We start from the raw sequence: 14,972 nt of genomic DNA on the forward strand, positions 1-14,972 counted from the left end.
CCGCCACACCCATATGAGCGTCTCAAATGGTCGTACGACGATTTACTGACTCGCGAGAAGACGCCCGGAGGGCCGTCGGCCCCGGGCTCAGGGCTCCGTTCCGGGTCACAACTGCGCCGTGGCCACCGTCCGTCCGGCCCGTTCCACGTCGTAGACGCCCGGCACCCGCTTCATGGCACGCATGAGCTCGGGCAGTTGTGCTGCGTCCGGCAGCTGGAGGGTGTAGGTGTGCCGCACACGCTGCTCGTGCGGCGGCTCGACGGCGGCCGAGATGACGGCTGCGCCCTCAGCCGCAATCACCTCGGTCAGATCGGCGAGCAGATGCGGCCTGCTGAACGATTCGGCTCGCAGCGTGACCCGGTAGTCGCCGCCGCCCTCACCGTCCGGAGTGCGCCACTGCACGGTCACCCGTTCACGCCCTGCAGTGACCATCCGGGCCACTGCAGGGCACTCCGCACGGTGCACGGTCACCGCCCCGCCGCGCACGGCGAAGCCGGTCACCTCGTCCGGCGGTACGGGCGTACAGCAGCCCGCGAGGCGCACGCTCGCGGCCGCCAGCGCCGCGCCCTCGGCGACGACGGCGACCGGCCTGCGGGCCGCGGGGGCAGCGGTGCGCGGAGCAGGCTTCGGGGGCACGGGCGGGGCCGGGGGTGCTGCAGGGTCCGGCAGCGGGTGGGTGGCGAGCCAGCATCCGATGGCGATGCGGGCCGCCGGGGTGCGGGCGTGGTCGAGCCAGTCGGGAGCGGGGCCCGAAGAAGTGTCCCGGGACATCAGCAGGTGCAAGGTGTCGCCGTCGTGCAGGACCGTGCTCAGCGTCGCCAGGCGGCCGTTGACGCGGGCGCCGATGCAGCCATGCGCATCGGCGCCGTGCTGCGCGTAGGCCGCGTCGATGCAGCTCGCGCCGGCCGGGAGGCCGATCGTGCCGCCGTCGGCCCGGAAGACGGTGATCTCGCGGTCCTGGGCCAGCTCGTCGCGCAGGGAGGACCAGAAGGTGTCGGGGTCGGGGGTGGCACGCTGCCACTCCAGCAGGCGGGACAGCCAGCCCGGGCGGGTCGGGTCGGCGCGCTCGCCGTCGGCCGCGTCGGGCGCCTCCGGAGCCGCATAGGGATTGCCCAGGGCGACGACGCCGGCCTCTGCGACGCGGTGCATCTGGTGCGTGCGGATGAGCACTTCGGCCGCCTGGCCGCCGTCGCCCGCCACCGCCGTGTGCAGCGACTGGTAGAGGTTGAACTTGGGAGCGGCGATGAAGTCCTTGAACTCCGAGATGAACGGCGTGAAGCAGGTGTGCAGTTCGCCGAGGACCGCATAGCAGTCGGCGTCCTCGGCGACGAGGACGAGCAGCCGCCCCAGGTCGGACCCGCTCAGCCCGCCCCGCTTCAGACGCACCCGGTGCACGGAGACGAAATGGCGGCGGCGGACGACGACTTCGGCACTGATGCCCGCCTCGCGCAGGACGGCCCGTACGCTCCCGGCGGTCGCCTCCAGGGGATCCGGGCGGCCCGCATGGGCGAGGACGAGCTCACGGGTGCGGGCGTACTCCTCGGGGTGCAGGATCGCGAAGACCAGGTCCTCCAGCTCCGTCTTGAGCGCCTGCACGCCCAGCCGCTCGGCCAGCGGGATCAGTACGTCGCGGGTGACCTTGGCGATACGGGCCTGCTTCTCGGGGCGCATCACGCCGAGGGTGCGCATGTTGTGCAGCCGGTCGGCGAGCTTGATGGACATCACACGGACGTCGTTGCCGGTGGCGACGAGCATCTTGCGGAAGGTCTCCGGCTCGGCAGCGGCGCCGTAGTCGACCTTCTCCAGCTTGGTGACGCCGTCAACCAGGAAGCGGACCTCCTCCCCGAAGTGCTCACGCACCTGATCGAGCGTCACCTCGGTGTCCTCGACGGTGTCGTGCAGGAGGGAGGCCGTCAACGTCGTCGTCTCGGCGCCCAGTTCGGCCAGGATCAGGGTGACCGCGAGGGGGTGGGTGATGTACGGCTCGCCGCTCTTGCGGGTCTGGCCGCGGTGGGAGGACTCGGCCAGGACGTACGCGCGCCGCAGGATGTCGAGGTCGGCGCCGGGGTGGTGGCTGCGGTGGACCTTGGCGACGTGGTCGATGGCGTCGGGGAGGCGGCCGCGGGCCCCGGAGCCGCTCAGCGCGGCGCGCCCGAGCCGTCTCAGGTCGATGCGACGGCCGCGCCTGCGGCCGGGAGCACCTGCGTTCGTGGCCTCTGCGCTCATGGGCACCTCCGGCAGCGTCGACCGGCGGTCGGCTCGCGCCTCCGGACCGGTGCTTGATGCTACCGAGCCCATCACGCACCGCTGACCCGCTCTCGCCCAGAGTGAAACGGATCACCCATTCGAGGGAGCTCGGCACCGGAACCCGGTGCCGGGGCGCCGTTCGTGCAGGGGCGTCAGCCGGCGGCCGACAGCCAGGAGGCGTCGAACACGCCCTCCGCGACGATCACTGCGGGACCCGTCATCTCGACCGTCCCGTCCGGGCTCTCGCTGATGACCAGGCGTCCGCCGGGCACGTCCACGGTGTACGTCGCCGGGGTGCCGGTGACCGCCGGATCGGCGCCGTCCCTGCGGGCGGCCGCGACCATCACCGCGCAGGCGCCGGTGCCGCAGGAGCGCGTCTCGCCGGAGCCGCGCTCATGGACGCGCAGGGCGACGTGGCGCGGGCCGCGGTCGACGACGAACTCCACGTTGGTGCCGTCCGGGTAGGCGGCGGCCGGGGTGACGAGGGGGGCGGTGAACAGGTTTCCCGCGTCCGTGAGATCGCCGACGAAGGCGACGGCGTGGGGATTGCCCATGTTGACGTTGCGCGCGGGCCAGGTGCGCTCGCCGACGGTGACCGTGACCTCGCCCTCGGGCAGCAGGGCGCGGCCCATGGTGACGGTGATCCCGCCCGGCTCGCCGGAGGGGCCCGGCTTGGCTATGTGGGCCTGCCGGATGCCGGCACGGGTCGCGATCGCGAGGTCGCCGGCCTCCGCGAGGCCTGCCTGCTCGAGGTAGCGGGCGAAGACGCGGACGCCGTTGCCGCACATCTCGGCGATGCTGCCGTCGCTGTTGCGGTAGTCCATGAACCACTCGGCCTCGCCGGCCATCGCGTGCGCCTCGGGGTGCGCGGCGGACCGGACGACCCGCAGGACGCCGTCGGCGCCGATGCCGGCACGGCGGTCGCACAGCCGGGCGACGTCGGCCGGGGACAGCTCGATGCGGCCCTCGTGGTCGGGGACGATCACGAAGTCGTTCTCGGTGCCGTGGCCCTTGAGGAAGGCGATCTGCGCAGTGCTCACCCTTAGATGGTACGAGGCGCCTGTGACAGCCCCCGCAGCCGGGCGGTCAGCGCAGGCGGGCCACCCGCCAGACGGCGAGCACGACCATGACGGCCACCATGACGGTGTACATGCCCACGTACCGCCAGTCCGGCCGGCGGCCGGAGCCGCGCGGCGGAAGGCCCGGCCAGGTGTAGCCCACGCGGCGCGCGGCCATCACGCCCCAGCCCGCGGCGCAGCAGCTGAGCAGCAGGCCCAGCATGGCGACGACAGGGCCGCCGTCGCCGAACTCGAAGGCCAGCGGGAAGGCGAACATCAGCGAGCCGACGGCGGCGAGCACGACGATCGGTGCGAGCTGCCACAGACGCAGCCTGCGCTGCGGGCGCAGCTCGCGGAACGACGCGGGCACCGTGCTCTCCGGCACGCTCCCGGGCACGTCCTCGGGGCCGTCCGGCGTCAGCGCTTCCGGCTCTCCCCCGGCCACCGGGGGGTGCCCTCCGCGCTGCGGTTGCTGCGGTCTGTCGCGAGGGCCGGCCTCCATCGCCACGCGCCCTCCCAGACTCGGACTTCACGGCTCGATCGAAGCTTGATGATGGCACGCCCGGACGGTCCGTCATGTCGCCCGGAGCGTCCCGATGCCATCACGTGATCAGGCTGTAATCGCCCGTTCGACCAACGCCAGCGCTTTCTGCGGGAGTTCCGCACGCCGGTCGGCGGCACCGTTCAGCCACAGGACCCGGCTGTCCCTGCGGAACCACGAGTCCTGGCGGCGCGCGAACCTCTTGGTGGCGCGTACGGTCTCGGCGCGCGCCTCGTCCTCGGTGCACTCCCCCGCGAGGAACGCGAGCACCTGCTGGTAGCCGAGCGCGCGGGAGGCCGTGAGTCCCTCGCGGAGCCCCTCGCGCTCCAGCGCCCGCACCTCGTCCACGAGTCCGGCCTCCCACATGCGGTCCACCCGCAGTGTGATGCGCTCGTCCAGCTCGGGCCGCTCGACGTCGACACCGATCTGCACGGCGTCGTACACGGGGCGCTCGCCCGGCAGGTTCGCGGTGAAGGGCCGGCCGGTGATCTCGATGACTTCCAGGGCGCGCACGATGCGCCGGCCGTTGCCGGGCAGGATCGCGCGGGCGGCGTCCGGGTCGGCGGCGGCCAGCCGGGTGTGCAGGGCGCCGGGGCCGAGCTCCGCCAGCTCGCCCTCCAGCCTGGCCCGGACGGCCGGGTCGGTGCCGGGGAACTCGAGGGCGTCGATGGTGCCCTTGATGTAGAGGCCCGAGCCGCCGACGAGCACGGGGGTGCGTCCTTCGGCGAGCAGCCGGTCGATCTCCGCGCGGGCCAGGCGCTGGTACTCGGCGACGCTGGCCGTCTCCGTGACGTCCCAGATGTCGAGCAGGCGGTGCGGCACCCCCTGCCGCTCGGCCTCGGTGAGTTTGGCGGTGCCGATGTCCATGCCGCGGTAGAGCTGCATGGAGTCGGCGTTGACGACCTCGCCGCCGAGGTGCTGGGCCAGGGCCACGCCCAGATCGGACTTGCCGGCCGCCGTGGGACCGACGACGGCGATGACCCGGGGTGCGGGAACTGCGTTTTTCACCGGTTCAGTGTCCCAAACATCGGGAGTGCCCCACGAACGAGCGACGTGACGCGACGCCGACGGCCTCGTTGCCTGTTGCGAGGTTCCGAGAGCCGGTTCACGGACCGGTGTCCGGGAGCGGCGCAATGAGGCGCTCCGGACGGCGCGGGATTTCGCTCACACCAGTAAGGTTATGGAGTAGATATGGGCGTGTTTTCAAGGTTTCGCCGCAAGTCGTCCTCGGCGTCAACGGAAGAGGCCGCGACTGCCACTCTGACGGCGGAATCCGCCGACGCCGCCGAGACGGCCGAAGCGAAGCCGGAGGAGGCAGCCCCGGAGCAGGCGGCCGAGGCCGAGGGCGGCGCCGAGGACGAGGCTGCCGAGGGAGTGGACATCCCGAAGCAGCAGTCCGCGGACCAGGCGGCCGACAGCGAAGCCGGGGAGAGCGCCCGCAAATGACGGCTTGAACGAGGAAAGACGAAGGCGGTTTCCATGGGCCTGTTGGACAATCTCAAGGCGAAGCTCGACCCGCTCAAGGACAAGGCGGCAGACCTCGCGCAGCAGCACGGGGGCAAGATCGAGCAGGGGCTGGAGAAGGCTGCCAAGGCGGTCGACGAGAAGACCAAGGGCAAGTACAGCAGCCAGATCGAGACCGGCACGGGCAAGGCCAAGGACGCTCTCGGCCGACTCGCCGAGGGCGGCGAGAAGGGCAGCGGTACGGGCTCCGGAACCTCCTGAGACCTCGTCGGCGGACGGCCGTGGAGCGGGTGCTCCACGGCCGTCGCCATGTCCGCCCTCAGGACCAGGCGGCCACCAGGTAGCCCACGCCGTACGGCGCCTCGTCGTGGAGCAGCGCGCCGCTCAGCCCGGTGCCCTCGGCCGCGCCCGCGAGCACCTGCCAGGGGGCGCGTCCGGCGGCCTGGAGCTCGGCGGCCAGCCGTGCGTCCAGCGCGGCCAGTGCGGCGGTGTCGGCGGCTCCCAGGGCGCGTGCCGCCTCCGCGTCGAAGGGCCGGGCGCGCTCGTCGAGGTAGCCGGGGGCCTTCAGGCTCCGGCAGGCGCTGCCGTCGCCCATCACCAGCAGTGCCGTGCGCGCCGCGCCGTCGGCCAGCTCCCGGCCCAGCTCCAGGCAGCGTCCGGGCTCCAGCGGCTCCTCGACCGCCAGGCCCTCCACGGGCGCGGCCGACCAGCCCGTGCGCCCCAGCAGCCAGGCGGCCACGGCCAGGGACGTCGGCAGCTCGCGCTCGCCGGCCGGTCCGCCGGTCCCGAGCTGCACCTGCACGTCCACGCCGAAGCCGAGGAACGAACCGACCGCGCCCTGCGGGTGCGTGCTGCGGCCCTCCGGTCCGGCGGGCCCGACGACGACCAGCCGGTCGGGACGAGCAGCGGCGAGCACGGCCACGGCGTCGAGACAGGCGGCTCGCAGCCCGTCCAGCTCGGCCGCGGCACCGGCGGCCACCTCCGGGACGAGGAGCGGCGGACAGGGGCATACGGCGGCGGCGACGAGCATGCGGCGAACGATACGCCCCGCCGCCCGGGCTCCGCCGTGGCGGGCCGGGTGACGGGGCGGAATCGGCCTGAGCGGATCAGTCGCAGCCGCAGCCGGCGGAGGCCGGGGCCGGGGAGGGAGCGGGGGCGCCGATGGCCGGGATGCCCAGCATCACGCCCTGCGGCTTGGCCGCCTCCGCGGCGTTGCGCTTCTCCCACGCGTCACCCGCGCGCGTGCGGCGCACGGCCTGGGCCGGGCCTTCGGCGAGCAGGTGGTGCGGGGCGGCGTAGGTGATGTCGACGGTGACCACGTCGCCCGGGCGGACCGGCTCGGCGGGCTTGGTGAAGTGCACCAGGCGGTTGTCGGGGGCCCGGCCGGACAGCCGCTGCGTCGCGTCGTCCTTGCGGCCCTCGCCCTCGGCGACCATGACCTCCAGCGTGCGGCCGACCTGCTTCTTGTTCTCCTCCCAGGAGATCTCCTCCTGGAGGGCCACCAGACGCTCGTAGCGCGCCTGCACGACCTCCTTGGGGATCTGGTCGTCCATCTCGGCGGCCGGCGTGCCGGGGCGCTTGGAGTACTGGAAGGTGAAGGCGTTCGCGAAGCGGGCCTCGCGGACCACGTGCATGGTCTGCTCGAAGTCCTCCTCGGTCTCGCCGGGGAAGCCCACGATGATGTCGGTGGAGATGGCGGCGTCCGGCATGGCGGCGCGCACCTTCTCGATGATGCCGAGGAAGCGCTCCTGGCGGTACGAGCGGCGCATCGCCTTGAGGACGGTGTCCGAGCCGGACTGGAGCGGCATGTGCAGCTGGTGCATCACGTTCGGCGTCTCGGCCATGGCGGCGATCACGTCGTCGGTGAAGTCGCGCGGGTGGGGCGAGGTGAAGCGGACGCGCTCCAGACCCTCGATCTGGCCGCAGGCGCGCAGCAGCTTGGAGAACGCCTCGCGGTCGCCCATGTCGGAGCCGTAGGCGTTGACGTTCTGACCGAGGAGGGTGATCTCGCTGACGCCCTCGGCGACGAGCGCCTCGACCTCGGCGAGGATGTCGCCGGGGCGGCGGTCCTTCTCCTTGCCACGCAGCGCCGGGACGATGCAGAACGTGCAGGTGTTGTTGCAGCCGACGGAGATGGACACCCAGGCCGCGTACGCGCTCTCGCGCCGCGTCGGCAGCGTCGAGGGGAACGCCTCCAGCGACTCGGCGATCTCGACCTGCGCCTCTTCCAGGACGCGGGCGCGCTCCAGCAGGACAGGCAGCTTGCCGATGTTGTGCGTGCCGAAGACCACGTCGACCCAGGGGGCCCGCTTGACGATGGTGTCGCGGTCCTTCTGGGCGAGGCAGCCGCCGACGGCGATCTGCATGCCGGGCCGCTTCGTCTTCATCGGGGCCAGCCGGCCGAGATTGCCGTACAGCTTGTTGTCGGCGTTCTCCCGCACCGCGCAGGTGTTGAAGACGACGACGTCGGCGTCACCCTCGGCGGTGCCCTCGGGCGCGCGGACGTAGCCCGCATCCTCCAGCAGGCCGGACAGCCGCTCGGAGTCATGGACGTTCATCTGGCACCCGTAGGTGCGCACCTCGTATGTCTTCGCACTCATCTCAATCGACCAGGGTACGTGGTCGTCCGGACAGCTCGCCTCTTCCGTCGGCCCGGCCCCTCCCCGCCCCTTCTCTGCTCTTCCCGGCCGCCGGGCGGACTGGCAGGATCCGCCCATGGCTCCCCGACCACCGCATCCGGCCAGGCGCTGCCTCTTGAGGACGGGCGCGGTGGCCGCTGCGGTGCTCGTGCTGCTGGTGTGGTGGCTGCTGCCGTCGGACCGGCGGCCGGTGCCGGGCGGGCGGATCTCCGTTGCGACGGGCGCCCCGAGTGGCGTGTACGCGAAGTACGGCACGCTCCTGAAAGAGGATCTGGCGCGGGACCTGCCCGATCTGGACGTCACCATCCGCTACAGCCGGGGCTCGCCCGACAACATCCGGCTGCTCACGTCGGGCAGGGCCGACTTCGTCCTGGCTGCCTCCGACGCGGTGGCCGCCTACCTGGACGAGGAGCAGCCGGGTGCCCACCGCCTGCGCGCGTGCGCGCGGCTGTACGACGACTACATACACCTCGTGGTCCGCAAGGACTCGCCGGTGCAGTCCGCGCGGGACCTGAAGGGGCTGCGCATCGGGGTGGGCGCCGACGAGTCGGGCGTCCAGCTGATCAGCCGACGGCTGCTGGCCGCTGCGCAGCTCGACTTCGACAGGGACGTCAGGCCCGTGCGGGTCGGCCTCGACAAAGCAATCGCGCTGCTGGAGAGCGGCGAGCTGGATGCGTTCTTCTGGTCCGGCGGGCTGCCCACCACCGCCATCGGATCGCTCGGCAAGAGAACGCCCGTCCGGCTGGTCCAGCTCGGCGACCTGGTCGGCCCGCTGCACGCTCAGGGCCCTCAGATGCGTTTCTACCGGGCCGCTGTGATGCCGGTGGACGCCTATCCGGAGCTGCACGCCGCCGGGGCGGTGAACACCATCGCGGTGGCGAACCTCCTGCTGACTCTGGACAGCACCGACCCGGAGCTCACCGAGGGCATCACCCGGACGGTCATCCGAAGCCGCGACCGCATCGGCACGTACGTCCACGCGGCACAGAAAGTGGACCTCCGGACGGCCGTCTTCACCGACCCGGTGCAGCTGCACGCGGGTGCGCGGCGCTATTACGTGTCGGTCAAGCCCTGACGTCCTCCCCCGCCGTGCGCGGCACGGTGATGGTCACCCGCAGTCCGCGGGGATCGTTCCGGGCGTACGAGAGGGTGGCGCCGCCCGCGGCCAGGAGGGCGCGCGAGATGGACAGGCCGAGACCGGATCCGGAGACGTTCTGGTGCCGGCTGCTGCGCCAGAAGCGGTCGCCGATGCGGGCGAGTTCGTCGTCGGCCAGGCCGGGCCCCTCGTCGGCGACGGTGACGGTGATGCGGTCGGTCGCGGCCTCGACGACGACTTCGACGCGGGCCTCCGCAGGCGTGAACTTGAGGGCGTTGTCGACGACCGCGTCGAGCGCACTGGAGAGGGCGATCGGATCGGCCCAGCCGGTCACCGCGGCGGGGCCGCGGCAGGCGAGCGCGACGCGCTCCCGGACGGCGACGGGGGTCCAGGCGTCCAGCCGGTCGTGGACGAGCTCGGCGATGTCGGTCACCTGCAGATCGGCGTCGGCGTGCTCGGCCAGTGCAAGGTCCAGCAGGTCGTCCAGGACGTGTGCCAGCCGTTGTCCCTCCGTCCGCACGGAGACCACCTCGTCGTGGCTCTCGGGGAGGTCGAGCGCCAGCAGGTCGATGCGCAGCAGCAGTGCGGCGAGCGGGTTGCGGAGCTGGTGCGAGGCGTCGGCGACGAACGCCCGCTGTTGTTCCAGGACGTTCTCGACGTTGTCGGCCATCTCGTTGAACGACCGGGCCAGGCGGCGCAGTTCGGGCGGTCCGGAGTCGGCGGCCACCCGGGAGTTCATCCGGCCCGTGGCTATGCCGTGGGCGGCCGCGTCGAGGGTGCGGACCGGGCGCAGCACCCATCCGGTGAGCCGGAAGGCGGCCCCGACCGCCACCAGCATGGCCGCGGTCTCACCGGCTGCGAGCACCAGCCAGCGGTGCATGATCCGCGAACGCAGCCTCCCGGTGGGCGAGTCGGTGACGACGACCGCGACGACGTCGCCGTCCCGGATGACGGGCGACGCGACGGTGAGCCGGCTGGGCCGCCAGGGCCAGACCTGCTGGGGGTCGTGGCTGCGACGGCCCGCGAGGGCCTCCTGGAAGGCCTGGCCGCCCTCCCCGGCGGGCGGTACGGACCAGTCGGCGGGGGCGACGGCCATGGCCTTGCTGTTGCGGTAGAAGACACCGGCCCGTATGCCGTAGAGGTCTTGGTAGCGGGCGAGTTCGGCCTGCAGGGTGCGCAGCCGTTCGTCCGCCGCCGCAGCGGGTTCGAGGGCGCTGGTGGTGACGAACTGTGCGAGCGCGGCGAAGCGGGCGGTGTCGTCGATGCGGTCGACGACCACGCGCTGCTGCTGCACGGCGGCCATGCCGGCGCCGAGCGGCAGGCCGAGGGCGAGCAGCACGCCTGCCATAAGGACGATGAGCAGCGGCAGCAGTCTGGTGCGCACGGGCGGGTACGGCCCTCACGCCGGGACGACGAGCCGGTAGCCGACGCCCCGGACCGTCTCGATGAGCGCGGGCATATGCAGCTTGGAGCGGAGCGAGGCCACGTGCACCTCGAGCGTGCGTCCGGTCCCCTCCCAACTGGTGCGCCACACCTCGCTGATGATCTGCTCGCGCCGGAAGACCACTCCGGGTCGCTGGGCGAGCAGCGCCAGCAGATCGAACTCCTTGCGGGTGAGCGGGACGGCGGTGCCGTTCACGGCGACACGGCGGGTGGGCACCTCGATGGTGACGGGCCCCAGCCGCAGCGCGTTCGGCCCGCCGGGGTCGTGCTGCCCGGCCGGGGGGCTCTCGGCGGGCGGCGTGCGCCGGGCGACGGCGTGGATGCGGGCGAGCAACTCCCCGGTGTCGTAGGGCTTGACCACGTAGTCGTCGGCTCCGAGGTTGAGGCCGTGGATCTTCGAGCGGGTGTCCGCCCGGGCCGTGACCATGATGACGGGCGTGGCCGTGCGTTTGCGGATCCTGTCGCAGACCTCGAAGCCGTCCTGGCCGGGCAGCCCGAGGTCGAGCAGGACGACTCCGAACGGCACGCCCGTCGCGGGCAGCAGGGCCTGGAGCGCCTCTTCGCCGCTGCGGGCGTGGGTGACGTCGAAGCCGTGCCGGGCGAGGACGGCCGACAGGGCAGCGGCGACATGATCGTCGTCCTCCACGAGCAGCAGTCTCATCGGCCCTCCGCGCGGCTGGTGCGGCAACACCGCATCCACGCCGATGGATGCCCGGTGCGTCAAGAGGGTTCTGCCCGCCGGGGGCCTTCCGTTATGCAGCCGGTACCCCTGTACGGCAGGAGACCTTGTGTCCACATGGTGTCCGCTCGAAGCCGGATCGTTATGCTCAATTTCAGCTCAGATGTAATGACGCTGGTCGTTGCGGCTCATTAGGGTCCTCCCCAACCGAGGAGGACGGAGCGAGGAACGCCGATGAGCGAGGTATCGGTGACCAAGGACGCGGCTCCTGCCGCGGATGCACTGGTCGTCCTGAGCAAGGTCAACAAACACTTCGGCGCGCTGCATGTGCTCCAGGACATCGATCTGACCATCGCGCGCGGTGAGGTCGTGGTGGTCATCGGCCCCTCGGGGTCGGGGAAGTCGACGCTGTGCCGGACGATCAACCGGCTGGAGACCACGGACTCGGGCTCCATCACCGTCGACGGCCGGCCGCTGCCCCAGGAGGGGAAGGAACTGGCGCGGCTGCGGGCGGATGTGGGGATGGTCTTCCAGTCCTTCAACCTCTTCGCCCACAAGACGGTTCTGGAGAACGTGACGCTGGGGCAGACCAAGGTCCGCAGGAAGGACCGCAGGGAGGCCGAGGCCGCCGCCCGGAGCCTGCTGGAGCGGGTCGGTGTGGGCGGCCAGGCGGACAAGTACCCCGCCCAGCTCTCCGGCGGACAGCAGCAGCGGGTCGCCATCGCCCGCGCACTGGCCATGGATCCCAAGGTGATGCTCTTCGACGAGCCGACCTCGGCCCTGGACCCGGAGATGATCAACGAGGTGCTGGAAGTCATGCAGCAGCTCGCCCGGGACGGCATGACGATGGTCGTCGTCACCCACGAGATGGGCTTCGCACGCTCCGCCGCCCACCGGGTGGTCTTCATGGCGGACGGCCGGATCGTCGAGGAAGCACGCCCGGACCAGTTCTTCAGCAACCCCCGCAGCGACCGCGCCAAGGACTTCCTCTCGAAGATCCTGCACCACTGACCGCTCCGCCCGAGCCCTCCGCCCTTCTGCGGACGGTCCGTTCCAAACCTCCCTTGTGCTTCTCCTCGCTGTGCCTCTCCCCGCCGCACCGAAGGCCGGGCAACGCCCGCAGACGCAAAGGAAGTTCTTCATGAAGCTCCGCAATACCGCTGCAGCGGCCGTCGTGGTGCTGGCGCTCGCCGCGTCCGCGACCGCGTGCGGCAAGTCGGGCAGCCCGAACGACGACAAGAGCGACAAGGCGTCCGGCGGCGCGTCGGCCCCGGCGGTGCCGACGTATCCGGTGAACACTTCGGCCGACGTCAAGGGATCGTCGGTCTTCGAGAAGATCAAGGGCAAGACCATCACGATCGGCACCAAGGCCGACCAGCCCGGCCTGGGTTACGAGAACCCGGGCACCAAGAAGCGCACCGGCTTCGACGTGGAGATCGCCCGGATGATCGCGGCCGATCTGGGGTTCGACGAGAAGCACATCACGTTCAAGACGGTGCCCTCGGAGGCCCGGGAGACGCAGATCGCGAGCGGCGGCGTCGATCTGTACGTCGGCACGTACACGATCAACGACGAGCGCAAGAAGCAGGTCGGCTTCGCCGGCCCGTACTACATCGCCGGCCAGGACCTCCTCGTCAAGGCCGACAGCCCCGTCAAGGGCCCGGAGGACCTCAAGGGCAAGAAGGTCTGCTCGGCCACCGGCTCCACCCCGCTGCAGCGCATCAAGGAGCCCAAGTACGGCGTCGCCGAGGCCAAGGCACAGCAGGGCTACCAGCTGTGCGTCCAGGACCTCGTCAACGGCACCGTCGACGCCGTCACCACCGACGACTCGATCCTCAAGGGCTACGCAGCCGAGAACAAAGGCGCACTCAAGGTCGTCGGCAACCCCTTCTCCAAGGAGCCCTACGGCGTCGGCCTGAAGAAGGACGACACGGCGCTGCGCGAGGCGGTGGACAAGGCCATCGAGGCGCACGAGAAGAACGGCGACTGGAAGAAGGCGTACGACGCCACGCTGGGGCTCTCCGGCACTCCGGCGCCCACGCCGCCCGCGATCGAGCGGTACTGACCGGCAGCATGCGATTCCCGGAGAGTTGATGTGAACGTTCTGTCGGACAACTTCGCGATGTTCCGCGAAGGGTTTCTCGGCACCGTCGAACTGACGGCGCTCAGCGGCCTGCTCGCCCTGGTGCTGGGCACCCTCGTCGCGGCGTTCCGCGTCTCTCCGGTGCCGGCACTGCGCGCGTTCGGCACGGCATGGGTGACGCTCCTGCGCAATACCCCGCTGGTGCTGCTGTTCCTCGCCGTCACCCTGGGGCTGCCGGCGCTCGGTCTGAAGGGGTGGGATTCCTTCTGGCTGGCCGTGCTGGCGCTGGGGTGTTACACCTCGGCGTTCATCTGTGAGGCGGTCAGGTCGGGGATCAATGCGGTGCCGGTGGGGCAGGCGGAGGCCGCCCGGTCGATCGGGATGACCTTCGGGCAGACGTTGACGCAGATCGTGCTCCCGCAGGCCACCCGCACCGCGATACCGCCCATCGGCAGCCTGCTGATCGCCCTCGCCAAGAACACCGCGATCGCCTCGGGCTTCAACGTCAGCGAGCTCGGTTCCGTGCAGAAGACCCTCAACGCCGCGGCGGGCTACAACATTTACGTGATCTTCCTGTGGATCGCGCTCTGCTACATCATCATCACGTTCACGATCAGCGGCCTCTTCCGGCTGCTGGAGAACCGGCTGGCGGTGGCCCGATGAGCACCAGCGTCCTCTACGACGTCCCCGGCCCGCGGGCGCGGGTGCGCAACCGGGTCTACGGTGTCCTGGCCACCGCCGTGCTGCTCGGCCTGATCGCTTTCGCCGTCTACCGCCTGGATGCCACGGGGCAGTTCCAGGGCGGGCTGTGGAGTGCCTACGAGTACACCGACACCCAGCAGCGGATCGTCGACGGCCTGCTCACCACGCTCAAGACCTTCGCCATCGCCGCCGTCCTGTCGCTCGCACTCGGTGCTGTGCTGGCCACCGCCCGGCTGTCCGACCACCGGCCGGTGCGCTGGGCGGCCACCGTGCTCGTGGAGTTCTTCCGGGCCATGCCGCTGCTCATCATGATCTTCCTGCTCTACGCAGCCGTCTTCACCTCCGACCCGATGTGGGCCCTGGTCATCGGCCTGACCCTCTACAACGGCTCGGTGCAGGCGGAGATCTTCCGCTCCGGCATCAACGCCGTGCCCAGGGGCCAGAGCGAGGCGGCGTCCGCGCTCGGGCTGCGCAAGACCCAGGTGATGACATCCGTGCTCGTGCCGCAGGCCGTACGCACCATGCTGCCCTCGATCATCAGCCAGCTCGTCGTCACCCTCAAGGACACCTCACTCGGCTTCATCATCCTCTACGAGGAACTCCTGTTCGTCGGCAAGTCCTTCGCCCAGCAGACACCACCCGTGAACGGCGTCTACGCCTTCATCCCCATGGTCATCGTCTTCGGATCGATCTACGTACTGCTGTGCCTGGCACTGTCGTCCGTCGCCACGTGGGTCGAACGGCGCACGAAGCGCTCGCGCAAGGGCACTCCGCCTCCCCTGGCCGCCACCGGTGCGACCGTCATGGCCGATCCCGGCCACAGCGCCGCCGGGGGCGGCCCGGGCGCCTCCGGCGCGGACGTCCCCAAGGCCGACTGATCCGGCCGCCGCTGACGCCCCGTCGGTTGCTCCGGACCGGCGGGGCGCACGCGTACGGCGCGCCGCGGCAAAGCCGTTGATCACTTGACGCAAGCAGCAGCAATGGGTTGCATACGTTCTGTGATCGCGCACCGTTTTCCCC

The 14,972-nt window shown here is 71.3% G+C and carries 15 protein-coding genes; 7 read left to right on the top strand and 8 right to left on the bottom strand.

All coding sequences use genetic code 11. The features are described from left to right. Positions 1 to 105: 105 nt before the first annotated feature. The 4 genes from ACMATS_RS10775 to miaA form a co-directional block, all read right to left on the bottom strand. The gene (locus tag ACMATS_RS10775) at positions 106 to 2,226 is read right to left on the bottom strand and encodes a RelA/SpoT family protein (RefSeq protein ID WP_391150602.1); all 2,121 of its coding nucleotides are present in this window, start codon (positions 2,224 to 2,226) and stop codon (positions 106 to 108) included. A gap of 173 nt (positions 2,227 to 2,399) precedes the next feature. Continuing rightward, a complete protein-coding gene (gene dapF, locus ACMATS_RS10780; RefSeq protein WP_390778415.1) occupies positions 2,400 to 3,287 on the bottom strand; it encodes a diaminopimelate epimerase in 888 nt (295 codons plus the stop codon). Positions 3,288 to 3,333: 46 nt separating this feature from the next. Further along, a complete protein-coding gene (locus ACMATS_RS10785) occupies positions 3,334 to 3,807 on the bottom strand; it encodes a hypothetical protein (RefSeq protein ID WP_390778465.1) in 474 nt (157 codons plus the stop codon). A gap of 108 nt (positions 3,808 to 3,915) precedes the next feature. Continuing rightward, positions 3,916 to 4,854 (bottom strand): tRNA (adenosine(37)-N6)-dimethylallyltransferase MiaA, encoded by a 939-nt coding sequence (gene miaA, locus ACMATS_RS10790; protein ID WP_414167798.1) that lies wholly within the window; start codon positions 4,852 to 4,854, stop codon positions 3,916 to 3,918. 183 nt (positions 4,855 to 5,037) lie between these two features. Here miaA and ACMATS_RS10795 point away from each other — a divergent pair, with 183 nt between their 5' ends. Both ACMATS_RS10795 and ACMATS_RS10800 read left to right on the top strand, forming a co-directional pair. After that, complete coding sequence (locus ACMATS_RS10795; RefSeq protein ID WP_390778417.1) at positions 5,038 to 5,292, top strand: hypothetical protein; 255 nt, start codon at positions 5,038 to 5,040, stop codon at positions 5,290 to 5,292. Positions 5,293 to 5,325: 33 nt separating this feature from the next. Next, positions 5,326 to 5,571: an antitoxin gene (locus tag ACMATS_RS10800; RefSeq protein ID WP_390778418.1), complete on the top strand. Its 246-nt coding sequence runs from the start codon at positions 5,326 to 5,328 to the stop codon at positions 5,569 to 5,571. Between the two features lie 58 nt (positions 5,572 to 5,629). Here the strand turns inward: ACMATS_RS10800 and ACMATS_RS10805 are convergent, their stop codons facing one another. After that, complete coding sequence (locus tag ACMATS_RS10805; protein WP_390778419.1) at positions 5,630 to 6,340, bottom strand: class III extradiol dioxygenase subunit B-like domain-containing protein; 711 nt, start codon at positions 6,338 to 6,340, stop codon at positions 5,630 to 5,632. Between the two features lie 76 nt (positions 6,341 to 6,416). Further along, positions 6,417 to 7,910, bottom strand: coding sequence for a tRNA (N6-isopentenyl adenosine(37)-C2)-methylthiotransferase MiaB (gene miaB, locus ACMATS_RS10810; protein ID WP_414167799.1), 1,494 nt, complete (start codon positions 7,908 to 7,910; stop codon positions 6,417 to 6,419). A 115-nt stretch (positions 7,911 to 8,025) separates the two neighbouring features. On the opposite strand from miaB, the gene ACMATS_RS10815 reads away from it, so the two are divergent. Then, positions 8,026 to 9,024 (top strand): TAXI family TRAP transporter solute-binding subunit, encoded by a 999-nt coding sequence (locus ACMATS_RS10815; protein ID WP_414167800.1) that lies wholly within the window; start codon positions 8,026 to 8,028, stop codon positions 9,022 to 9,024. Here the strand turns inward: ACMATS_RS10815 and ACMATS_RS10820 are convergent. Both ACMATS_RS10820 and ACMATS_RS10825 read right to left on the bottom strand, forming a co-directional pair. Then, entirely contained in the window at positions 9,014 to 10,429 is a 1,416-nt protein-coding gene (locus tag ACMATS_RS10820) for an ATP-binding protein (RefSeq protein WP_390778422.1), read from the bottom strand. The two genes, ACMATS_RS10815 and ACMATS_RS10820, sit on opposite strands and share 11 nt — an antisense overlap. Before the next feature lie 15 nt (positions 10,430 to 10,444). Then, positions 10,445 to 11,149, bottom strand: a complete 705-nt coding sequence (locus ACMATS_RS10825; RefSeq protein ID WP_414167801.1) for a response regulator transcription factor — start codon at positions 11,147 to 11,149, stop codon at positions 10,445 to 10,447. 252 nt (positions 11,150 to 11,401) lie between these two features. On the opposite strand from ACMATS_RS10825, the gene ACMATS_RS10830 reads away from it, so the two are divergent. From ACMATS_RS10830 to ACMATS_RS10845, 4 genes are all read left to right on the top strand, one after another. After that, on the top strand, positions 11,402 to 12,178 hold the full coding sequence (locus ACMATS_RS10830) for an amino acid ABC transporter ATP-binding protein (protein ID WP_390778424.1): 777 nt from the start codon (positions 11,402 to 11,404) through the stop codon (positions 12,176 to 12,178). 130 nt (positions 12,179 to 12,308) lie between these two features. Beyond that, entirely contained in the window at positions 12,309 to 13,232 is a 924-nt protein-coding gene (locus ACMATS_RS10835) for a glutamate ABC transporter substrate-binding protein (protein WP_390778425.1), read from the top strand. A gap of 30 nt (positions 13,233 to 13,262) precedes the next feature. Beyond that, positions 13,263 to 13,913, top strand: a complete 651-nt coding sequence (locus ACMATS_RS10840) for an amino acid ABC transporter permease (protein WP_390778426.1) — start codon at positions 13,263 to 13,265, stop codon at positions 13,911 to 13,913. Next, positions 13,910 to 14,830 carry an amino acid ABC transporter permease gene (locus tag ACMATS_RS10845; RefSeq protein ID WP_414167802.1) on the top strand — a complete coding sequence of 307 codons (921 nt, stop codon included), beginning with the start codon at positions 13,910 to 13,912 and terminating at the stop codon, positions 14,828 to 14,830. The genes ACMATS_RS10840 and ACMATS_RS10845 overlap by 4 nt, the downstream gene beginning before the upstream one ends. Positions 14,831 to 14,972 lie beyond the last annotated feature (142 nt).

Origin of the sequence: Streptoverticillium reticulum, assembly GCF_047456005.1 — a bacterium.
Taxonomy (GTDB): domain Bacteria; phylum Actinomycetota; class Actinomycetes; order Streptomycetales; family Streptomycetaceae; genus Streptomyces; species Streptomyces reticulum.